The following is a 20,707-nucleotide window of genomic DNA, read 5'->3' on the forward strand; positions in this document are numbered from 1 at the left end:
ACGTCGAACTCTTCCCAGGCCCCGGTCACGGTCCGGTTGGCGATCAGCGACTTGGTGCCGCCGCCGTCGGCGGTCACGACGAGGTTGTTGGCCTTGGCCCGCAGGCGCAGCACCGTGCCGGGGTTGGCGGCGGCGGTACCCACCTGGAGCAGCTTGTTCGGCGAGTGCAGGCCGGCGTTGCTCACCGCGCCGCTGACCGCGCCACCGACGATCTTGTCGCGTACCTGCTGCGGGGTCAGCGCCGGATTGGCGGCCAGCAGCTGGGCGGCGGCGCCGGCGACGTGCGGGGACGCCATCGACGTACCACTCAGAGCGCCCGTGGCCGAGTCGGAACCGCCCAACGCAGAGGCGATCTGCGCGCCCGGCGCGAAGACGTCCACGCACCGGCCGAAGTTGGACCACCAGGGGCGGCTGTCGGTCTGGTCGGTGGCGCCGACGGTGATCGCCGCCGGGGTGCTCCCCGGCGAGTTGGCGCAGGCGTCCCAGCCATCGTTGCCGGCGGCGAGCGCGTACGTCACGCCGGAGTTGATGGAGTTGGTCACCGCGTCGTTGAGTGCGCTGCTCACGCCGGCGCCGCCCAGGCTCATGTTGGCCACCGCCGGCACACCGGCCGGGTGGTTCGCGGTCACCCAGTTGATGCCGTCGATCACGGTGGCGTCGTCGGCGCTGCCGGAGCAGTCCAGGACCCGGACGGCGATCAGCTTGGCACCCTTGGCCACCCCGTACGTGTTGCCACCGACCGTGGCGGCCACGTGGGTCCCGTGCCCGGGCTGCTCCTCGCTGACGCAGTCGCCGGCGTTGTTCGGGTCGATCGGGGCCGACGGGTCGAGGCCGGGGGCGAAGTTGCGACCGTAGCTGGCCCGGTTGGGAGCGAACTCGCTGTGCGTGATCCGGATGCCGGTGTCGATGACGTAGACGTTGACGCCGGCCCCCGCGTTCGGCGCAGCGTAGTTGCTGTCGAGCGGCAGGTACGACTGGTCGATCCGGTCCTGCCCCCACGACGACGGGATGTCGGAGGCCTTGACCTTGCGGTTGGGCTCGACGTAGGCCACCTCGGGCCGCGCGGCGACCTGCTTGGCCTGCGCGGCGCTCATCTTCGCGGCGTAACCCTTCAGCGCCGCCGAGTACGTGCGCGTCACCACGCCGCCGTGCAGTCGCGTCAGCGACGAGGCGGTGTCCTGCACGGTGACGGCGTTGGCGCTCTTGTCCTTGAGGACGACGATGTAGCTGTCCTTCACCACCTCGGCGCCGCGGCTGAGCCCACGGAACTTGCGCGGCCCGGGATCGGCGGATGCGCCGCCACCGGTGGCGACGCCGAATGCCGTTGTCACAACGGCGAAGGTCACCCCCGCCGCTAGCGAGCGGCGGAGCAGATGACGTTTTGTCATGCGGTCTTCTCCCCAGAAAGCCCTCGCGTCCACACCGGACGCGTCAGCACCCGCGCGCGGGAAAGAAATCAGGCACGCGGGTCCCGGGAAGATAATCCACAGTCGTCACTACGCGGGTCATCACCCGTACGGTCACTTGCAGACCACTACGGGTGGACTCGATAAGGTGAGAAACCACTCTGATCCCAATAATGTGGACAGTGATCGCCATCGCCCCGGCGCCCGCCGAGCGGTCCGAACCGCTCGACGGGCGCCGGAATGAGATGGACTACCAGCCGATCACGTCGAACATCTCCCACTGGCCGACCGCGGTGCGGTTGGCGACCAGCGGCGCACCGCCGCCGCTGTCCGCGGTGACAAACTTGCCGTTGGCGTTGGCCTTCAGAGAGCTGCTGCCGTCGGCGTTCGTGACGAGCTGGAAGGTCTCCCACTGGCCGACCGCGGTGCGGTTGGCGATCAGCGGCCGGGCCCCGGCGTTCTCGGCCGTGACGTAGCGACCGTTGGCCCACGACCGCAGGGCGACGTTCCCGTTACCCAGGTCGACGAGGTCGAACGTCTCCCACTCGTAGGGCTCGTCACGGTTCGCGATCAGCGGCCGGCCGCCGGCGCCGTCGGCGCTCACCCATGAGCCGCCGCTGGTCCAGACGTCGCCGACGGAGCCGGGCGCCGCGTGAGCGTACGAGTACATGGCGACCACGGTCGACGGGGCTGCCACGGTGAACTGCTCCCACGGACCCGCCGCGGTGCGGTTGGCGACCAGAGGCCGGCCGCCGGCGCTCTCCGCGGTGACGTACTTATCGTTGACGACCGCCTTCAGCGTGATCACACCGTCGGTGTCGGTGAGGATGAACTTCTCCCACAGGCCGAGCGCGGTACCCCGGGCGACCAGCGGCGCGTTGCCGCCGCTCTCCGCGGTCACGAAGCGGCCATTGGCGCGCGAGCGCAGGCCTACCGAGTTGTCGGGGTCACCGGACGGGACGACCTCGAACTCCTCCCAGGCCCCCGGCACCGTACGGTTGGCGATCAACGGCAGGCTCCCGCCGCTCTCGGCGACCACGACCTGGTTGTTGGCGCTGGCCCGCAGGCGCAGCACGGTGCCCGGCGCGGCGGCCGCGGCACCCACCTGGAGCAGCTTGTTCGGTGAGCCGAGGGCGGTGTTGCTCACCGCTCCGGTGACCGCGCCGCCGACGATGGCGTTCTGTACCTGCGCCGGGGTCAGGCCCGGGGTCGCCCCCAGTAGCAGAGCGGCGGCACCGGCGACGTGCGGGCTCGCCATCGACGTACCGCCGATCGTGTTGGTCTCCGTGTTGGTGTCGCCGATCCAGGCGGAGGTGATGTCCTCACCGGGGGCGAAGACGTCGACGCACTTACCGAAGTTGGAGTACCAGACGCGGCTGTCGTCGAAGAAGGTGGCGCCGACCGTGATGGCCGACGGCGCGCTGGCCGGGGACTTCCGGCAGGCGTCGAAGCCGTTGTTGCCGGCCGAGACCACGAAGGTGACGCCGGCGTCGGTGGCCGCCTGGACCGCGTCGTTGACGGCGGTGGAGGTGAAGCTGCCGAGGCTCATGTTGGCTACCGCCGGGTGGATCGCGTTCGTCTTCACCCAGTCGATGCCGGCGATGATCTGAGCCTCGGTGCCGGTGCCGATGCAGTTGAGGACCCGCACGGCGACCAGCTGGACGTCCTTGGCCACCCCGTACGTCTTGCCACCGACCGTGCCCGCGACGTGCGTACCGTGGCCGCCGCAGTCACTGGCATCGCCCGCGGTGATGGGGTCGGCGCCGTAGCCGGGGTCGTAGGTTTCCTTGTCGTTGTGCGGGGCGAAGTTCTGGCCGTAGGTGGCGCGGCCACCCGCGAACTCCTCATGGTTGATGTTGATGCCGCTGTCGATGACGTACACGTGTACGTTGCTGGCCGTGTTCGGCGCGGTGTACGAGTCGTCGAGCGGCAGGAACGTCTGGTCGATCCGGTCCAGGCCCCACGACGGCGGGCTGGGCTGCGGCGCGACGGCGTCCGCCTTCACCACACGGTTCTGCTCGACGTAGGCCACCTCGGGCTGCGCGGCAACCCGCTTGGCCTGTGCCGCGCTCATCTGCGCGAGGTAACCCTTCAGGGCGCCCGAGTACGTCTGCTTGACCACGCCGCCGTGGACCCGGCTCAGCGACGAAGCGGTGTCCTGTACCGCGTTCGAGCTCACGGCCTTGTCCTTGAGCACCACGATGTAGCTGTCCTTGACGACGCCGGCGTCACCGGTGTTACGGACACTGCCGTGCCGGTGGCCCGGGTCGCGGGGGCCGGCGAGCGCCGTACCACCGGCGACGACGCCGAGAGCCGCCGTGGCGACGGCGAAGGTCACCCCCGCCGCCAACGAGCGGCGGATCAGATATTGACTTGTCATCAATTCTCCTCGCGAGAACGCGTCCACAGCGGACGCGGACGCGCCCGCGAGGAATCAGGCGGTGCGAATGCCGATCCCCGTCGCTGCTAATGGTCGGCATTGTTCACGTATTTATCTGTCAGTAACTTGGACACTACTGACAGCCATTAGGCATCGTCTGAAAACGGAAATAGGTGACAAGTAGTCAGCCGCAGGGAGCGTCTTCCTCCGGCTCGGGCGCCGGGCGCGACGGCCGACCGCGGCGACGCATACGGCCGACGTTCCCGGGTAGACGACCGGCCTGCGACAGGCTCTGGCGTACCAGGAACTCGATCTGAGCGTTGACGCTGCGCAGTTCCTCGGCGGCCCAGCGGACCAACTCGTCGTGAACCGCCGGGTCCAACCGCAGCAGGATCTTCTTCCGGTCGGTCACCACGACATGCTAGCAACTTGATATCTATTTAACTCCCAGGAAGTTATGAGGAAAGCCGGGGTCTCAATTCGGGCGTCTCCGGGCAGCACTGCCGCCATGTCCTTCCTGCGACGCTTACCGCTGATCCTGCGACGGATCCCGCCGCCGCTACCGCGCCGCCCTCCCCTGCTGTCGCGACGCCCGTTCCGGCGCCGACCGGACGCACGGCGGATAAGCCGGCCGGCCCTCCTCGTCAACACGATCCTGATCGCGCTGCTGCTGATCGGGCTCCTGCTGGCGTACCGCACGGTCGCCATCGCGGACGCCGCGATGACGGACTCCGGCGGTACCGGACCGGTGAGTCGGGGCCCGGTCACCGCCAGCATCTCGGCCGGCGGCACGGTGCAGAGCGGTTCGATGGCGAACGTCAGCTTCGCCTCTCCCGGCACGGTGACCGAACTCAACGTGAAGCTCGGCGATGTGGTCAAAAAGGACCAGGTACTCGCCAGAGTCGACCCCACCCAGGCCCAGGTCCAGCTCAGTGCGGCGCAGGCCACCCTCGTGGCCGCCCAGCAGAGCCTGCGCCGGGTCCGGGCGTCGACCTCCGACGCCACCACGATCGGCTTGGCCGAGACACAGGTGACGAGCGCGCAGAACGGCGTGAACGCGGCCCAGCGCGCACTCGCCGGTACGGCGCTGAACGCACCGATGGACGGCACGGTCATCGCGGTCAACGGAACGGTCGGCAGTTGGGCGAACGGTACGACCACGGCAAGCGGACCGACCGCAGGCCCCGCCGCACAGGGCGGCGGGGCCTTCATCCAGATCGCCGACGTCGACAAGCTCCAGATCTCGGCGTCGGTCCCGGAGGTCGACGCCGTCAGACTCAGGACCAACCAACTCGCGACGGTCACCTGGGCCGCCCTGTCGCACGCACGTGCGGCAGGGCGGGTCACCTCGGTCGCACCCGCCGCCACCAGCCAGAACAACGTCAACTCGTACGCCGTCACGATCAGCCTCGGATGGTTACCCGACGGCGCCCGGATCGGCCAGACCGTCACCGTCGCGGTGACCGTGGCACAGGTCGACAGCGCGATCCGGGTACCGCTCGCCGGTGTCCGCGACAACGGGCAGCGGCACACCGCCGAGGTGATCAGACCCGACGGCAAACGCGAGACCCGTGACGTCGAGACCGGCCTGCGGGGCGACCAGTTCGTCGAGATCAGAACGGGCCTCGCCCTGGGTGAACAGGTCGCCCTGAACCGCGACCGGACGCGAGGTGACGGATGAGCGCGCCCGAGTACCCCGTGATCGAGGCCCACGACCTGGTGAAGACGTACGGCAACGGCGAGACCATGGTGCGTGCGCTGTCCGGTGTGAGCCTGAGCGTCCAGCGCGGGGAGTACCTGGCGATCATGGGTGCCTCCGGATCCGGCAAGACGACCCTGATGAACATCCTCGGCTGCCTCGATGTCCAGACGTCGGGGCGCTACCTGCTGGACGGCGTCGACGTCAGCACCCTCGACGACCGCCAGCTCGCCCGGGTCCGCAACCGGCGGATCGGCTTCGTCTTCCAGACGTTCAGCCTCATAGCGCGTACCAGCATTCTGTCGAATGTGGAGCTTCCGCTGGCGTACGCGGGGATGAAGGCCGCGGACCGGCGGCGCCGAGCCCGCCGGGCGCTCGTCTCGGTCGGCCTGGCCGACCGCGCGGACTGCGAGCCGAGCCAGCTCTCCGGAGGCCAGCAGCAGCGGGTCGCGGTCGCGCGCGCCCTGGTCACCGCCCCGGCGCTGGTGCTGGCCGACGAGCCGACCGGCAACCTGGACACCCGGGCGAGCGGCGACGTGCTCGAGGTACTGGACCGGCTGAACCAGCTCGGCCGCACCATCGTGCTGATCACCCACGACCAGCGGGTCGCGCAGCACGCCAAGCGGCTCGTCGAGTTGGTCGACGGGAGGGTGGTCAGCGACGACGCGATCAAGCCGCTCCCTCGTGAGGAGCGCTACTACGGGCGGCACCGGCCGGTCACCCTGCGGGACACCGAGGCGGTGTCCGCGTGACCACCATCGAGGCGATCAGGCTCGCGCTCCGCGCGGTCGTGGCGAACAAGCTCCGGTCCGGATTGACCGTCCTCGGCATCCTGATCGGCGTGGCGGCGGTGATCCTGCTGACCGCGGTGGGCAACGGCTCGGCGAAGGCGATCCAGCAGAGCATCGAGCAGCTGGGCAGCGACACGCTCACCATCGCCGCCGACACCCGCGCCGGTGGCCCGGCCATCCAGAACACTTCCTTGACGATCGATCTCGTCGACGCGTTGAACAACCGCGACGCGGCCCCCGACGTCAAGAGCGTGGCGCCGGTGGTGACCAGCGCGCAGACCGTCAACCACGAGGGCACCGACCACAGCGTGGCGCAGTTCATCGGTACCACCCCGGCCTACCTGTCGGCGACCAACGACTCGATCGCCCGCGGCTCGTCCTTCACCGCCGACGACGTCACGGACCGGCGCCGGGTGGTGGTGCTCGGTGCCACCCCCGCCACCAAGCTCTTCCGCGGCGTGGACCCGGTCGGAAAGCAGGTCACCGTGGGCGGCACCGTCTTCACGGTGGTGGGGCTGCTGTCCCAGAAGGGCGGTACCGGATTCGGGGACCCGAACGACGTCGCGATCGCGCCGATCACCGCCGTGCAGGAGGCGGTCACCGGCTTCGGTCCGCTCAACCAGATCCTGGTAAAGGCGGTCTCCGGCGACCGGGTCACCGCGGCCCAGTCACAGGCGCAGTCGGTCCTCAAGGACAAGCTGCACCTCCCCGGTACCGGCAACCAGCCGTTCCGCGTCCTCAGCCAGTCGCAACTGCTGGCGGCACGTGACGACACCGCGAGGACCTTCACCGTTCTGCTGGCTGCGGTGGCGGCCCTCAGTCTGCTCGTGGGCGGCGTCGGCATCACCAACATCATGATGGTGACGGTCACCGAGCGGACCAGGGAGATCGGCATCCGCAAGGCGCTCGGCGCGCCGAAGCGCACCCTGCTCACCCAGTTCCTGACCGAGGCTACCGTCCTCAGCCTGATCGGTGGCCTGCTCGGGGTGGTCGCGGCCATCGTGGGCAGCCAGTTCACGATCCTCGGGGTCGACCCGCAGATCGCGCCCGGCTCGATCGCGCTCGCCCTCGGCGTGTCCGTCGCGATCGGACTCTTCTTCGGCAGCTACCCCGCCAGCCGCGCGGCGGGGCTGCGACCAATCGATGCACTTCGCTATGAGTGAGGACACAATGGACGTACGCCGGCGACACGCCGAATCCGATACCGCCAAGCTTCAGCCGACCGACGACCGTCCCGTGCGGGCCACCAGAAGCACCAACAAGGTCGACAAAGCCGGAAAGATCAGCAAAATCGATCGGTCCGCCGACCTCGAAAGAGGCGGCAAGATCGAACGGTCCGACAAGGCCGACCGGATCGACCGTGCCAATCGGAACGGCCACGCCGAGGAGGCGGAGCGAAACGGCGACGCGGACCAGGCCGGGCGGGCCGACCGGCCCGCGCAGACCGAGCGAGCCGCGCAGACCGAGCGAGCCGAGCAGACCGAACGAGCCGAGCAGACCGAACGAGCCGAGCAGACCGAACGGACCGGCCGGAACGGCAGAGCCAGCCGGAACGGCAGGAGCGAACGCACCGGCCGCGCCGACCGGATCCAGCGGATCCAGCGGATCCAACGGGCCAGCCGGCTCAGTCATCCGGACCGTGGTGGCGCGGCGGCGGACCGGGCCGAAGCGCGCGAGCGGGCCGAAGCGCGCGAGCGGGCCGAAGCGCGCGAGCGGGCCGACGCCCGCGACCGGGCCGACGCCCGCGACCGGACCGACGCCCGCGACCGGACCGACGCGAGCGAGCGGACCGACCGGGCGTGCCGCGCCGCCGTCGCCGGCCGGGACGACGCTCCCCACCGGGCCGACGCGATCGGCAAGGTCAACGAGGTCGACAAGCCGGGCGGGCCGGAGAAGAACGGCAGGTCCCACACCGCGGGCAGGACGGCCGAACGGGACGAGACGGTCGACCGGGCCGACATCGACGACGACCTCGACGACGTGTACGACCTCGACGAGGCCGATTCCGACGACACCGACGACACCGACGACGTCGACGACCTCGACCAGACCTACGACGAGGAGGACGAGGACGACGAGGACGACGACGCCTACGACTACGACGACGGCTACGACGACGGCTACTCGGACCACGAAGACCCCCAAGACCACGAAGGCCGCGCGGAGGACACCGACGAGGCGGACGAGATCGACGAGCCGGACGAGATCGAGTCGACCGAACCGGTGGCGGAGCCCGCGAAGGCGCGACGGGTCCACCTCGACCAGGAGAGCTTCGACAACGCCCAGACCCAGCAGACGATCAGGCTGAACGCGGTCACCAGACCCGTCGAGGCGCACCGGGCCAACGGGACCGTGCACCGGACCACCGGGGCTTGGGGGACCGAGGAGGCGCCCAGCACCGACCCGGTCGAAGAGGTCGTCGACGAGGTCCCCACGGTGGAGGAGGCGCCCGGGCGCGACATCGCCGCCTTCACCGAGGAGGTACCGCGACCGAGCGATCCGTTCGCGGACTCCCTCAGCGGGGAACTGCCGGCGACCCGGCCGCCCCAGCCCGCGGTCACGCGCGCGACCGTCGTACTGGCCGCCCTGGCCCTGGCGGTCGTCGGGTTCCTGGCCGGTGCGCTGGTACAGAAGCATTTCGGCCGCACCGCCACCGACACCACGAAGTCCACCGGGCTGCGGGACCCGGGCGGCGTGGTCCCCGCCTCGACCCTGACCGCCGGCACCGTCAAGTTCGTCGACGGCAACACCGTGTACGTGCAGACCCCCGATGGGAAGATCGTGACGGTCCGGACCAGCGGCGCCACCGCGGTACAGGTCACCTCGAACGGCGGGCTCGCGGACCTGAGCCCAGGCGCGCAGGTCAACGTCGAGGGCGCGGCGACCGGCGACGGCGTCGTCAACGCCACCAAGGTCACCAAGGGCAAGTGACGACGCGGTACGTCCTCACCTGACGCGGTCTTGGACACCTGTGCCGGTCATGAACGGCACAGGTGTCCAAGATCCGTTATGAGGCCTCGTGTTCGCCGTCGACGAAGAGGTCCACCTTCTCGTTGTAGAAGCAGGCCAGGCCGGCGATCTTCTGGCTCTCCGGCAGCGGCGTCCGGTAGATCCACACCAGGTCCTCGTGCAGCCGGCCGTTGACCTCGACCGACCAGTACCCGGCGGTCCCCTTGTACGGGCAGTGGGTGCGGGTCTCCGACGGGCGCAGCAGGTCGAGCCGCACGTCCGACAGGGGCAGGTAGTACCGCGGCGGCAGGCCGGTCTCGAACAGGATCCGCGGCGAGCGGGACTCCGCGACGGTCACACCGTCGATCTCGACCCGGACGTGCCGGCTGCTCGCCAGGGTGTCGATCCGGGAGTACGGGTCGCGCGGGTGGACGTAGATCGGCTCGTCCTCCTCCAGCCACTCGTCCATCGCGGCGAAGTCCAGGCGTACCGCCTCGCGCAGCTCCGGGTGCGGTGAGTCCGGGTAGCGGCGCGCGGCGCCGGCCGCCTTCGCCCGCTCCACCACCACGTCGAGGACGTCACCGTCCCCGACCAGTGACGCCCGCACATCCTCCACCGGGATGTAGTACGCGGGGTAGTAGGGGTTCTCCCACACCAGCAGCGGCCGTGTCGTGTCGGCGACCAGCTCGCCGGCCAGGTAGGCGCGGACCCGCTTGCGCCCGCGCTCGACCCGACCCCGCTTGTCCAGCCCCTGTCCGGTCTCGCCCATACCGGCCACGCTACAACCCATCGGCTCAGATCAGCATCGGTACGAGGACCGCGGCGAACGCCAGGTAGAACAGTCCCGCCGCGGCCAGCCGCGCCCCGGTGATCCCGAACCGCAGCGTGGTGAACAGGTACCCGATGGTCGCCATGGTCGCCACGCCCGACAGCAGCAGCGGCAGGTCGAACCGCCACGGGGTGAACAGCAGGCCGATGCCGCTCGGGACGGTCGCCTGGACCATCATGGCGCCGCTGATGTTGGCCAGGGCCAGTCGGGTCTTGCCCTGGCGGGTCCAGATCAGCGCGTTGAGCGTCTCCGGCAACTCCGTGGCGACCGGCGACAGCAGCAGCGCGGTGACCGTCGCCGGCAGTCCGAGCATCGGCCCGACCGCCTCGAGCTGGCGCACGAAGACCTGCGACGCGATGAAGACCACAACCAGGGTGACGGTGGTCTGCGCGACGATGGCCCAGGTGGTCGGGTGCTCCCGGTGGCGCTGGACCCGCAGCGGTTCGAGCGCCTCGCCGAGCACGCCGGGGACGTTCTCGGCCCGGATCTCCCGCCAGAAGTACACCCCGTACGCGAGGAAGAAGAGCACCCCGAACCACGGCTTGATGGCGAACGCCACCAGCCCGAGCCCCACCTTGACGACGAAGATCACCATGAACCACAGCTGATCGCGGCGCAGCTTGTCCACGTCGCCGTACTCCTCCGGCCGTGGGCGGCGGCGCCGGGACAGCAGCGCCAGCCCCGCGACGGCGTACGCGATGCAGGCCAGCGCGAGCGGGCCGCCCATGGCGGCACCGACCGCGATCTCCTTCTCCTGCGGGGTGGTTCCGAGGATCGCGGCGACCCCGGTGACGGCGCTCTCCGGCAGCGCCGTACCGAGGGCGGCGAGTACGGTGCCGACCGCGAGCGGGCCCACGTGGAGGCGCAGGCCGAGCCATTCGACGGCGTTGACGAACCACTCGCAGGCCAGGTATATGGCGACCGCGGACGCCAGCAGCAGGATCAGATGGGTCACTAGTGCTCCCCCGCCAGCCTATCCAGCACGGCCGGCAGCTCTCATCTGCTAGCCGACTAGCCGTTCCATTGGGGCAACTGCGAGGCATACAGTGAGCGGCGTGACAGCGTTCCGGATCGGGGAGGCGGCCCAGCTGCTCGGGGTCAGCGCGGACACGGTGCGGCGGCTGATCGACGGCGGACGGCTGACCGCGACCCGGGACGAGCACGGCCACCGGGTGGTCGACGGCGCCGACCTCGCCGCGTACGTGCGGTCCGGCGGCGACCACGGCGGGGTGCGGTCGTCCGCCCGCAACCGGCTGCGGGGGATCGTCACGGCGGTCACCCGCGACACGGTCATGGCCCAGGTGGAGCTTCAGGCCGGGCCGTTCCGGGTGGTGTCCCTGATGAGCCGGGAGGCCGCCGACGAGCTCGGGCTCGAGGTCGGTCAGGTGGCGGTCGCGGTCGTCAAGTCCACCACCGTCGTCGTGGAGGTGCCGTGAAGAGATCGACGGTCCTGGGCGCTCTCGCGCTGGTCCTGGTCGCGTCCGGCTGCGGCGGCCAGAGCCGGCCCTCCTCGGCCGCCCCCGGCGGCACGGTCACCGTGCTGGCCGCCGCCTCCCTCACCGAGTCGTTCACTCAGCTCGGCAAGGACTTCGAGCGGGCCAACCCGGGGACACATGTGACGTTCTCCTTCGGCGGCAGTTCGACGCTCGCCCAGCAGATCACCGCCGGAGCGCCGGCGGACGTGTTCGCCTCCGCCAGCCCGGCGAACATGAAGCAGGTCACCGATGCCGGCCTCGCCGCCGGTGAGCCGTACACCTTCGCCCGCAACCAACTCGTGATCGCGGTGGCCAAGGGCAACCCGAAGCGGATCACCGGCCTGGCCGACCTGACGGGGCCGGACGTCAAGGTGGCGCTGTGCGCCCGGGCCGTGCCGTGCGGCGCGGCCACCACGAAGGCCCTCGACGCGGCGGCCGTCAAGCTCACGCCGGTCACCCTGGAGCAGGACGTCAAGGCCGCGCTGTCCAAGGTCCGCCTCGGCGAGGTCGACGCGGCGCTGGTGTACCGCACGGACGCGCGCGCCGCCGCCGCTGACGTGGACGGGGTGGAGTTCCCCGAGTCGGCCAAGGCGGTCAACGACTACCCGATCGTCGCCCTGACCAAGGGGTCCAACCCGACGGGTGCCACGGCGTTCGTGGCGTACGTCCGATCGCAGCCCGCGGCGGCGGTCCTGGCCGGCGCCGGATTCCAGCGCCCGTGACGAGTCGGCAGCCTGTCCCGGCGGCCGCGACCGGCCGACAGCGTGTCCCAGCGACCGTGACCGGCCGCACGCCGCTGGCGCTGGCCGTACCGGCCGCCGTAGGCCTTGCGTTCCTGGTACTGCCGCTGGTCGGCCTGCTGGCCCGTACCCCCTGGTCGGACCTTCCGGCACGGCTGGCCGCGCCCGGTGTCGTCGAGGCGCTGCGGCTGTCGCTGGGCACCGCCACCGCCGCGACGGTGGTCTCCGTCGTCCTCGGCGTACCGCTGGCGTGGCTGCTGGCCCGCCGCGCGTTTCCCGGCCGGCGGCTGGTCCGGGCCCTGGTCACGCTGCCCCTGGTGCTGCCGCCGGTGGTCGGCGGGGTGGCGCTGCTGCTCGTGTTCGGCCGGCGTGGCCTGCTCGGCGGGTGGCTGGAGAGCGCGTTCGGCATCACCGTGCCGTTCACCACGACCGCCGTCGTGCTCGCCGAGACGTTCGTGGCCATGCCGTTCCTGGTGATCAGCGTCGAGGGCGCGCTACGCGCTGCGAACGCGCGGTACGAGGAGGCCGCGGCGACGCTGGGCGCCACCCCGTGGATGGCGTTCCGCCGGGTCACCCTGCCGCTGGTCGCGCCCGGCGTGGCCGCCGGAGCGGTGCTGTGCTGGGCGCGGGCGCTCGGCGAGTTCGGCGCGACGATCACGTTCGCCGGCAACTTCCCGGGGCGCACCCAGACCATGCCGCTCGCCGTCTACCTCGCGCTGGAGTCGGACCCGGCGGCGGCGATCGTCCTGAGCCTGCTGCTGCTCGCGGTCTCGGTCGCGATCCTCGCCGGCCTGCGGGAACGCTGGATGAGCACGCCGTGACGCTCCTCGACGCCCACCTCGTCGCATCCGCGGGCACGTTCCGGCTTGACGTCGCGCTGAACGCGGCGCCGGGTGAGGTGGTCGCACTGCTCGGCCCCAACGGCGCGGGCAAGACGACGGCGCTGCGCGCGCTCGCCGGGCTGCATCCGCTGGCGGGCGGCCACATCCGGCTGGACGGGACGCCGCTGGACACCGTACCGCCGCACCGGCGGCCCGTCGGCGTGGTCTTCCAGGACTACCTGCTCTTCCCGCACCTCAGCGCGCTCGACAACGTCGCGTTCGGACCGCGCTGCCACGGGGTGGGTCGGGCCGAGGCGCGCCGCCACGCCACCGGTTGGCTCGATCGGATGGGGCTGGCCGACCAGGCCCGGGCCAGGCCCCGACAGCTCTCCGGCGGGCAGGCCCAGCGGGTCGCCCTGGCCCGGGCGCTCGCCGTCGAGCCGGTCCTGCTGCTGCTGGACGAGCCGCTCGCCGCGCTCGACGCGCGTACCCGCCTCGACACCCGCGCGCACCTGCGCCGTCACCTCGCCGAGCATCCGGGCGTCACGATCCTGGTCACCCACGACCCGGTCGACGCGATGATCCTGGCCGACCGCATCGTGATCATCGAGCACGGCCGGGTGGTGCAGAGCGGTGACGCGGCCACCGTCACCCGCCAGCCGCGCACCGACTACGTCGCCCGGCTGGTGGGCCTCAACCTGTACCGGGGTCACGGGACCGGGCACGTCGTGACGGTGCCCGGCGGGTGGGCGTTGACCACGACGGACCTGGTCCACGGGGAGGCGTTCGTGGCGTTCCCGCCCGCCGCCGTGGCGCTGCACCCCGAACGGCCGGCCGGCAGTCCGCGCAACACCTGGCCGGCCACGGTCGACGGGGTGGAGCGCCACGGCGACCACATCCGGGTCCATCTGACCGGGCCGGTGGACACCGCCGCCGACATCACCCCGGCGGCCGCGGCGGACCTCGATCTCGCCCTCGGCCGGCACCTCTGGGCGGCCGTGAAGGCGGCCGAGACCCGTGCCTATCCCGCGGCCGGTTGACGGATGGCCGGCGACCGGTTGACGGGCGTAGTGGCGGGTAGGTGCGACCGAATCTTGACCACGATCCGGAGGTGTGCCCGATGCCCGCCAGGGATGATCCAACCCGCGATGACCCTCGGGTCGGGCACGCCGAGCCGCGGGACCGCGGCACCCGGATCACCAGGGCGATATCGCGGGCGACGGCCACCGCCGGGTCGTTTCCGATGATCATGGTTGCGGCCGCGCTCGTCGTGGTCTGGCTCGTCGGCGGGCTGTTCGTGCCGGGAGGCTACGCCAGCGCCTCGTATCAGCTACCGGTCTCCACCGTCTCGTCGATCGTGACCTTCCTGATGGTCTTCGTGATCCAGTCCAGCCAGAACCGCGACAGCCGCGCCCTGCAGACCAAGGTCGACGCGATCGCCAGCGTCCTGGCCGTCATGGCGAAACAGCAGGGCCTCGAGGATCACGAGTACCTGCTGACCCGGCTGGCCGGGCTGGAGAACGCGCCGGAGCGCGAGATCGACAGCGAGCAGGAACTGGTCCGCAAGAGTGTCGACGAGGTCGCACACAAGAGCGGGTAGCGGTCCTCTCCGGGTGAGTGTTGCCGGCGCAGGTGGGTAGCCGGGGTGAGGGAGCAACCCGGCGCTCCGGGTTGACCAACCTCACAGGAAGGACTCCCGGTATGACCGAGTCCCTTGCCGCTTCCGCCGCCGTACCCAGGCCGATAAGCGACGCGCTGCGCAACGTGGTGCTGTTCATACCGAAATTCGTGGCGTTCCTCGCCATCCTCGTCATCGGCTGGCTGGTCGCCCGCCTCCTGCTGAAGGTCGTGGACACGGTGCTGGAACGGATCGGGTTCGACCGGTGGGTCGAGCGCGGCGGCATCAAGGCCGCGCTGGCCCGCTCCCGCTACGACGCCTCGGACATCGTCGCCAAGCTGGTCTACTACGCAGTGCTGCTGTTCACCCTGCAGCTCGCCTTCGGGGTCTGGGGCCCGAACCCGGTGTCCGCCCTGATCGGTGGCATCGTGGCGTGGCTGCCCAGGGCGTTCGTCGCGGTCATCATCGTGGTCGTCGCGTCCGCGATCGCCGGCGCCGTACGCGACCTCATCACCGGCGCGCTCGGCGGCCTCTCCTACGGCCGGGCGCTGGCCAACGTCGCGTCCTGGTTCATCATCGCGATCGGCGTGATCGCCGCGCTCAACCAGATCGGCGTCGCCACCACGGTGACGACCCCGATCCTGGTAGCGGTGCTCGCCACGATCGCCGGCATCCTGATCGTCGGGGTCGGCGGTGGCCTGGTCCGCCCGATGCAGAACCGTCTGGAGCGGTGGCTCGACCGGGTCAGCGCCGAGTCGGCCACCATCAGTGAGCACGCGCGGGCGTACTCCGCCGGCCAGCGCGCCGCCGCCGAGCGGTACGCGGCGGAGCGGCCCGCCGGCGAGCCGGTGGCCGGCGAGCCGCATCCGGCGGAGCCGGCGCGCGCCGGGGCACGGCCCGCATACCGGCCGGGTACCTCCACTCCCGGTGGGCCGACACCTCCGACACCGGGCACCTCCCGCGCCGGCGGGCCGGCGCCGGGGCCTGGCGGCCTGGGCCGGGAACCGGGCACGGGCGACGACGCGACGCGAAGCGGTCCGGCGACGAACCCGCGCGCCCGGGATGACCGCGCGCCCTAGGCGTCCGCCGGGTACCCCGTCACCGACTCCGCCACCACGCAGACGGCGAGCAGCCGCAGCAGCGGCCACGAGGGCGCCGACCACTCCGGCGCGTCGGTGTCCGGAGGCAGCTGCCACCCGTTGCCGCCGGCGGCGTCCACCACTCCGTCGGCGTACGCGGCCAGCCCCACCGTGCTGATCCGGCCGGCGGCCTCGGTCAGCGTGTCACGTACCGCGGCCGCGTGTTGATCGACCTCGGCGAGCAGCGCCGGCCGGCTCCGGACGGCGTCCATGCCGCTGGTGGCGATCCGCGCTCGCAACTGGTCCAGCGCGATCTCTGCGCCCCAGACAGCGGCATCCCGACGAAGGTTCCCAAAAGCGGCTGACATGGGCGCAGACATTACAAACGGGCTGCGATCATCCGTTCGGTCGGGTGTGCCTCCGCTGAACGTCCGCCTCTTCGGTACGGTTGGTCACCGACAGTCCTGGGTACGAGTACGTACCTCGCAGTCACGACGCCAGGAGGTGACCATGGGCAACGCGTTGGTGACCTCACAACACCTGGCCGACGGCGCGGCGGTTATCGATGTGCGCGGCGAACTCGACGTGACCACCGTCAACGGCTTCCGCACCCTGCTGGTCGACACCATCAAGCGGCAGCAGCCGGCGCACGTGGTGATCGACATGCGTCGGGTGACGTTCATGGACTCGACCGGGATCGGCGCGCTGGTCGTCGGGTACAACACCGCCCACGAGATCGGCGCCGACTTCGTCGTCCGCAACCCGAGCCCGTTCGTGCTGCGGCAGCTTCACATCACCGGCCTCACCGACGTGTTCACGGCGTCGGCCGCCGATCAGGGCACCCACGTCTCATGATCACCGCGAGTGGCCCCGACGCCCTGTGATCACCCAGTGTGCCGCGCCATTACGCTGCACACTCTCGGTGATCAGGGGGAGGGCGGCGTGATCATGGAATGCGGGCGGGGCTCGCTCGGTTGAATACCGTGGTCGAAACCACGAGCAAGAAAGAGCCAGCCCTGCCTATCCTTGAGCGCCGTATGCCTTCCAGCGCCGCGCCGTCCCCGCAAACAGACCTGCAGGCCCGCCTGCCAGGTCTGATGCTGCGTGACCAGCGCCGGCTGCGGCAGCGCCTCGACGGCGTACGCAAGATCCGCAAGCCCGAGGCGCGTGATGCGGTGGCCGCGCAGATCGCGGCCGAGATCGAGACCGCCGAGCAGCGCATCGCGCTGCGGCGCGAGGGCGTACCCGCGATCACCTACCCGGACGCGCTGCCGGTCAGCCAGAAGAAGGACGAGATCCTGGCCGCGATCCGCGACCACCAGGTCGTGATCGTCGCCGGTGAGACCGGCTCGGGCAAGACCACCCAGCTGCCCAAGATCTGTCTGGAGCTGGGGCGCGGGGTCCAGGGCCTGATCGGCCACACCCAGCCTCGCCGGCTGGCCGCGCGTACCGTCGCCGACCGCATCGCCGAGGAGTTGGGGTCGGAGTCCGCCGTCGGCTACAAGATGCGCTTCACCGACCAGGTACGCGACGACACCCTGGTCAAGCTGATGACCGACGGCATCCTGCTGGCTGAGCTGTCCCACGACCGGATGCTCTGGCAGTACGACACGCTGATCATCGACGAGGCGCACGAGCGCAGCCTCAACATCGACTTCATCCTCGGGTACCTCAAGCAGCTCCTCCCGAAGCGCCCGGACCTCAAGGTCATCATCACCTCGGCCACGATCGACCCGCAGCGGTTCTCCAACCACTTCGGGGATGCGCCGATCGTCGAGGTCTCCGGCCGGACGTACCCGGTGGAGGTCCGCTACCGGCCGCTCGTCGAGTCCTCCGAGGATCCCGAGGACACCGACGAGGTCCGCGACCAGATCCAGGCGATCGGGGACGCGGTCTCGGAGCTGGCCGCCGAGGGGCCTGGCGACATCCTGGTCTTCCTCAGCGGCGAGCGGGAGATCCGCGACACCGCCGATGCGCTGAACAAGATGGATCTCCGCAACACCGAGATCGTCCCGCTGTACGCCCGGCTGTCCAGCGCCGAGCAGCACCGGGTCTTCCAGCCGCACACCGGCCGCCGCGTCGTGCTCGCCACCAACGTCGCCGAGACCTCGCTGACCGTGCCGGGGATCAAGTACGTCATCGATCCGGGTACGGCCCGCATCTCCCGGTACAGCCACCGCACCAAGGTGCAGCGGCTGCCGATCGAGCCGGTCAGCCAGGCCTCGGCCAACCAGCGCAAGGGCCGCTGCGGGCGGACCAGCGACGGTATCTGTATCCGGCTCTACTCCGAGGACGACTTCGCGAGCCGTCCCGAGTTCACCGACCCGGAGATCCTGCGTACCAACCTCGCCTCGGTCATCCTGCAGATGACCTCGCTCGGCCTGGGCGACGTCGCCGCGTTCCCGTTCATCGACGGGCCGGACCGGCGCCACATCAAGGACGGCGTCGACCTGCTGCACGAGTTGGGCGCGCTCGACGGCGACAAGCTGACCCCGACCGGGCGCAAGCTCGCCCAGCTTCCGGTCGACCCCCGGCTGGGCCGGATGGTCCTCGAAGCCGAGCGCAACGGCTGCGTACACGAGGTCATGGTCATCGCCGCCGCACTGTCCATCCAGGACCCGCGGGAACGGCCGGTCGACCGGCAGGAGGCGGCGACGCAGGCGCACGCCCGCTTCGTCGACAAGGAATCCGACTTCCTCACGTACCTGAATCTGTGGAACTACCTGCGGGAGCAGCAGAAGGAGCTGTCCAGCAACCAGTTCCGGCGGATGTGCAAGAAGGAGTTCCTGAACTTCCTGCGGGTACGCGAGTGGCAGGACATCTACGGCCAGCTCCGGCAGGTCATGAAGAACCTCGGCGTCACCGCGAACACGCAGACCCCCGCCGAGGGCACGGCCGTTCACCAGTCGCTGCTCGCCGGCCTGCTCAGCCACCTCGGTCTGAAGGACGTCCAGAAGCAGCAGGATTACCTGGGCGCCCGCGGCGCCAAGTTCGGCATCTTCCCCGGTTCGGCGCTGTTCAAGAAGCAGCCCCGGTGGGTGATGTCGGCCGAACTGGTGGAGACGTCGCGGCTGTGGGCGCGGGTCAACGCGAAGATCGAGCCCGAGTGGGCCGAGGCTCTCGCCGGGCACCTGGTCAAGCGCAGCTACAGCGAGCCGCACTGGGAGAAGAAGCAGGGCGCCGTCATGGCGTACGAGAAGGTGACCCTGTACGGCCTCCCGCTCGTCGCCCGGCGCAAGGTCAACTTCGGTCGGGTCGACCCGCCGCTGGCCCGGGAGCTGTTCATCCGGCACGCCCTGGTCGAGGGCGACTGGCAGACCCACCACAATTTCTTCCACGACAACCGGAAGCTGCTGGACGAGGTCGAGGACCTGGAGCACCGGGCCCGTCGCCGCGACATCCTGGTCGACGACGAGACCCTGTTCGAGTTCTACGACAAGCGGATCCCGGCCGACGTCGTCTCCGGTCGCCACTTCGACGCCTGGTGGAAGAAGGCCCGCCGGGCCGATGCCGACCTGCTCAGCTTCGAGAAGTCGATGTTGATCAACGAGGGTGCGGGAGGGATCAGCGAGGGCGACTACCCCGACGTGTGGGTCGTCGGCGACCTGAAGCTGCGGCTGACGTACCAGTTCGAGCCGGGTACCGAGGCCGACGGCGTGACCGCGCACATCCCGCTGCCGGTCCTCGCCCGGGTACCGGCGGAGCCGTTCGAGTGGCAGGTCCCCGGCCTGCGCAAGGACCTCGTGACGGCGCTGATCCGGTCGCTGCCCAAGGCGGTACGGCGCAACTTCGTACCGGTACCCGACTTCGCGGCGGACGCGTTGACGCGCCTGACCCCCGGGACCGGTCCGCTGCTGGAGTCCCTGGAACGCGAACTGCACTACCTGGGCGGAGTCGCGGTGCCACGGTCGGCCTGGGACCTGTCGAAGGTGCCCGACCACCTGCGGATGACGTTCCGGGTGGAGGACGAGAAGGGCAAGCGCCTCGCGGAGGGCAAGGACCTCGCCGCACTGCGGGAGAAGCTCAAGCCGCAGGTACAGGAGACCATCTCCGCCGCGGCGCGGTCGGTCGAGAAGCGCGGCCTGCGCTCCTTCGAGGACGTACCGCGCACGGTCCGGCAGGTCCGGGCCGGCTTCGAGGTGACCGCGTACCCGGCCCTGGTGGACGAGGGCGACAGCGTCGCGATCCGGGTCTTCGACTCGCCGGCCGAGCAGCAGGCGGCGATGTGGCTGGGTACCCGGCGGCTGCTGCAGCTGACCGTCGGATCACCGGTCAAGGTGGTCAACGGCCGCCTGACCAACCAGGCGAAGCTCGCGCTCAGCCGCAACCCGCACCGCAGCGCCGCCGACCTGATCGACGACTGCGTCACCGCCGCGCTGGACAAGCTGATGACCGACGCGGGCGGGCCGGCGTGGGACTCGGCCGGCTTCGACCGGCTGCGCGACTTCGTACGGCCCAACCTTCCCGACACGGTCTTCGCCATCGTCACCGAGGTGCAGCCGATCCTGGCAGGCGCGTACGCCGTGGAGAAGCGTCTGGCCGCCACGTCCAACCTGGCGTTGGTGGCCGCGCTGGCGGACATGCGAGCGCAGCTTTCCCGGCTCATCTACCGCGGGTTCGTCACCGACACCGGCTGGGAGTACCTGGGCGAACTGCCGCGCTACCTGAAGGCGATCGAGCACCGGCTGGACCGGGTCGGCGGTAACCTGCAGCGCGACCGGCAGTCGACGGCGACCGTCGAGCAGGTCTGGCAGGAGTACGAGCAACTGCGCACCGAGGTACCGGACTCGCCCGACCTGCGGCGCATCCGCTGGATGGTCGAGGAGTTGCGGGTCAGCCTGTTCGCGCAGTCGTTGGGGACGCCGTACCCCGTCTCCGAACAGCGCATCTACCGTGCAATGGACGCGCTCTAGCCGCCCG

Annotated in this window: 18 protein-coding genes; 12 read left to right on the top strand and 6 right to left on the bottom strand. The window is 70.6% G+C overall.

Translation table 11 applies throughout. The features are described from left to right. The 3 genes from Pme01_RS28700 to Pme01_RS28710 form a co-directional block, all read right to left on the bottom strand. The coding region (locus Pme01_RS28700) for a S8 family peptidase (protein WP_203935942.1) at nucleotides 1–1,331 on the bottom strand (1,331 nt) is incomplete at its 3' end. Between the two features lie 325 nt (nucleotides 1,332–1,656). Next, nucleotides 1,657–3,786 (bottom strand): S8 family serine peptidase, encoded by a 2,130-nt coding sequence (locus Pme01_RS28705; protein WP_203935943.1) that lies wholly within the window; start codon nucleotides 3,784–3,786, stop codon nucleotides 1,657–1,659. 184 nt (nucleotides 3,787–3,970) lie between these two features. Beyond that, nucleotides 3,971–4,198, bottom strand: coding sequence for a type II toxin-antitoxin system antitoxin (locus Pme01_RS28710; RefSeq protein ID WP_168113855.1), 228 nt, complete (start codon nucleotides 4,196–4,198; stop codon nucleotides 3,971–3,973). Between the two features lie 96 nt (nucleotides 4,199–4,294). Between Pme01_RS28710 and Pme01_RS28715 the strand changes: the two genes are divergently transcribed. Genes Pme01_RS28715 through Pme01_RS28730 form a run of 4 tightly spaced genes read left to right on the top strand, consistent with a single transcriptional unit; the run spans nucleotide 4,295 to nucleotide 9,207 of the window. Then, entirely contained in the window at nucleotides 4,295–5,467 is a 1,173-nt protein-coding gene (locus tag Pme01_RS28715) for an efflux RND transporter periplasmic adaptor subunit (protein ID WP_168113854.1), read from the top strand. After that, on the top strand, nucleotides 5,464–6,237 hold the full coding sequence (locus Pme01_RS28720; protein WP_168113853.1) for an ABC transporter ATP-binding protein: 774 nt from the start codon (nucleotides 5,464–5,466) through the stop codon (nucleotides 6,235–6,237). Before Pme01_RS28715 ends, Pme01_RS28720 begins: the two co-directional genes overlap by 4 nt. Beyond that, complete coding sequence (locus tag Pme01_RS28725) at nucleotides 6,234–7,439, top strand: ABC transporter permease (protein WP_168113852.1); 1,206 nt, start codon at nucleotides 6,234–6,236, stop codon at nucleotides 7,437–7,439. The genes Pme01_RS28720 and Pme01_RS28725 overlap by 4 nt, the downstream gene beginning before the upstream one ends. Further along, complete coding sequence (locus Pme01_RS28730) at nucleotides 7,432–9,207, top strand: hypothetical protein (protein ID WP_168113851.1); 1,776 nt, start codon at nucleotides 7,432–7,434, stop codon at nucleotides 9,205–9,207. The genes Pme01_RS28725 and Pme01_RS28730 overlap by 8 nt, the downstream gene beginning before the upstream one ends. Before the next feature lie 76 nt (nucleotides 9,208–9,283). On the opposite strand, the gene Pme01_RS28735 is transcribed toward Pme01_RS28730, so the two are convergent. Both Pme01_RS28735 and Pme01_RS28740 read right to left on the bottom strand, forming a co-directional pair. Next, on the bottom strand, nucleotides 9,284–9,994 hold the full coding sequence (locus tag Pme01_RS28735) for a DUF427 domain-containing protein (RefSeq protein WP_168113850.1): 711 nt from the start codon (nucleotides 9,992–9,994) through the stop codon (nucleotides 9,284–9,286). Nucleotides 9,995–10,019: 25 nt separating this feature from the next. Beyond that, nucleotides 10,020–11,009, bottom strand: a complete 990-nt coding sequence (locus Pme01_RS28740) for a sodium:calcium antiporter (protein WP_168113849.1) — start codon at nucleotides 11,007–11,009, stop codon at nucleotides 10,020–10,022. A gap of 100 nt (nucleotides 11,010–11,109) precedes the next feature. Between Pme01_RS28740 and Pme01_RS28745 the strand changes: the two genes are divergently transcribed. From Pme01_RS28745 to Pme01_RS28770, 6 genes are all read left to right on the top strand, one after another. Then, the gene (locus Pme01_RS28745; RefSeq protein WP_168113848.1) at nucleotides 11,110–11,490 is read left to right on the top strand and encodes a TOBE domain-containing protein; all 381 of its coding nucleotides are present in this window, start codon (nucleotides 11,110–11,112) and stop codon (nucleotides 11,488–11,490) included. Further along, the gene (gene modA / locus Pme01_RS28750) at nucleotides 11,487–12,251 is read left to right on the top strand and encodes a molybdate ABC transporter substrate-binding protein (protein WP_168113847.1); all 765 of its coding nucleotides are present in this window, start codon (nucleotides 11,487–11,489) and stop codon (nucleotides 12,249–12,251) included. Before Pme01_RS28745 ends, modA begins: the two co-directional genes overlap by 4 nt. 56 nt (nucleotides 12,252–12,307) lie before the next feature. Continuing rightward, nucleotides 12,308–13,090 (top strand): ABC transporter permease, encoded by a 783-nt coding sequence (locus Pme01_RS28755; protein WP_239088522.1) that lies wholly within the window; start codon nucleotides 12,308–12,310, stop codon nucleotides 13,088–13,090. Further along, nucleotides 13,087–14,130, top strand: coding sequence for an ABC transporter ATP-binding protein (locus Pme01_RS28760; protein ID WP_168113845.1), 1,044 nt, complete (start codon nucleotides 13,087–13,089; stop codon nucleotides 14,128–14,130). The genes Pme01_RS28755 and Pme01_RS28760 overlap by 4 nt, the downstream gene beginning before the upstream one ends. Before the next feature lie 80 nt (nucleotides 14,131–14,210). Further along, entirely contained in the window at nucleotides 14,211–14,690 is a 480-nt protein-coding gene (locus Pme01_RS28765) for a low affinity iron permease family protein (RefSeq protein ID WP_168113844.1), read from the top strand. Nucleotides 14,691–14,791: 101 nt separating this feature from the next. Further along, complete coding sequence (locus Pme01_RS28770) at nucleotides 14,792–15,787, top strand: mechanosensitive ion channel family protein (RefSeq protein ID WP_168113843.1); 996 nt, start codon at nucleotides 14,792–14,794, stop codon at nucleotides 15,785–15,787. On the opposite strand, the gene Pme01_RS28775 is transcribed toward Pme01_RS28770, so the two are convergent. Further along, nucleotides 15,784–16,155, bottom strand: a complete 372-nt coding sequence (locus Pme01_RS28775; protein ID WP_168113842.1) for a DUF6401 family natural product biosynthesis protein — start codon at nucleotides 16,153–16,155, stop codon at nucleotides 15,784–15,786. The genes Pme01_RS28770 and Pme01_RS28775 overlap by 4 nt on opposite strands. Nucleotides 16,156–16,297: 142 nt before the next feature. Here Pme01_RS28775 and Pme01_RS28780 point away from each other — a divergent pair, with 142 nt between their 5' ends. Both Pme01_RS28780 and hrpA read left to right on the top strand, forming a co-directional pair. Beyond that, a complete protein-coding gene (locus Pme01_RS28780; RefSeq protein ID WP_168113841.1) occupies nucleotides 16,298–16,642 on the top strand; it encodes an STAS domain-containing protein in 345 nt (114 codons plus the stop codon). A gap of 182 nt (nucleotides 16,643–16,824) precedes the next feature. Then, complete coding sequence (gene hrpA / locus Pme01_RS28785) at nucleotides 16,825–20,700, top strand: ATP-dependent RNA helicase HrpA (RefSeq protein WP_168113840.1); 3,876 nt, start codon at nucleotides 16,825–16,827, stop codon at nucleotides 20,698–20,700. Nucleotides 20,701–20,707: the final 7 nt, after the last annotated feature.

This window comes from Planosporangium mesophilum (genome assembly GCF_016863255.1).
Taxonomy (GTDB): domain Bacteria; phylum Actinomycetota; class Actinomycetes; order Mycobacteriales; family Micromonosporaceae; genus Planosporangium; species Planosporangium mesophilum.

Bases quoted from the DNA above. Each gene is read 5' to 3' on its own strand.
- Pme01_RS28705 (WP_203935943.1), bottom strand. From the start codon at position 3,786: ATGACAAGTCAATATCTGATCCGCCGCTCGTTGGCGGCGGGGGTGACC.
- Pme01_RS28715 (WP_168113854.1), top strand. From the start codon at position 4,295: ATGTCCTTCCTGCGACGCTTACCGCTGATCCTGCGACGGATCCCGCCG.
- Pme01_RS28720 (WP_168113853.1), top strand. From the start codon at position 5,464: ATGAGCGCGCCCGAGTACCCCGTGATCGAGGCCCACGACCTGGTGAAG.
- Pme01_RS28730 (WP_168113851.1), top strand. From the start codon at position 7,432: ATGAGTGAGGACACAATGGACGTACGCCGGCGACACGCCGAATCCGAT.
- Pme01_RS28735 (WP_168113850.1), bottom strand. From the start codon at position 9,994: ATGGGCGAGACCGGACAGGGGCTGGACAAGCGGGGTCGGGTCGAGCGC.
- Pme01_RS28765 (WP_168113844.1), top strand. From the start codon at position 14,211: ATGCCCGCCAGGGATGATCCAACCCGCGATGACCCTCGGGTCGGGCAC.
- Pme01_RS28770 (WP_168113843.1), top strand. From the start codon at position 14,792: ATGACCGAGTCCCTTGCCGCTTCCGCCGCCGTACCCAGGCCGATAAGC.
- Pme01_RS28775 (WP_168113842.1), bottom strand. From the start codon at position 16,155: ATGTCAGCCGCTTTTGGGAACCTTCGTCGGGATGCCGCTGTCTGGGGC.
- Pme01_RS28780 (WP_168113841.1), top strand. From the start codon at position 16,298: ATGGGCAACGCGTTGGTGACCTCACAACACCTGGCCGACGGCGCGGCG.
- hrpA (WP_168113840.1), top strand. From the start codon at position 16,825: ATGCCTTCCAGCGCCGCGCCGTCCCCGCAAACAGACCTGCAGGCCCGC.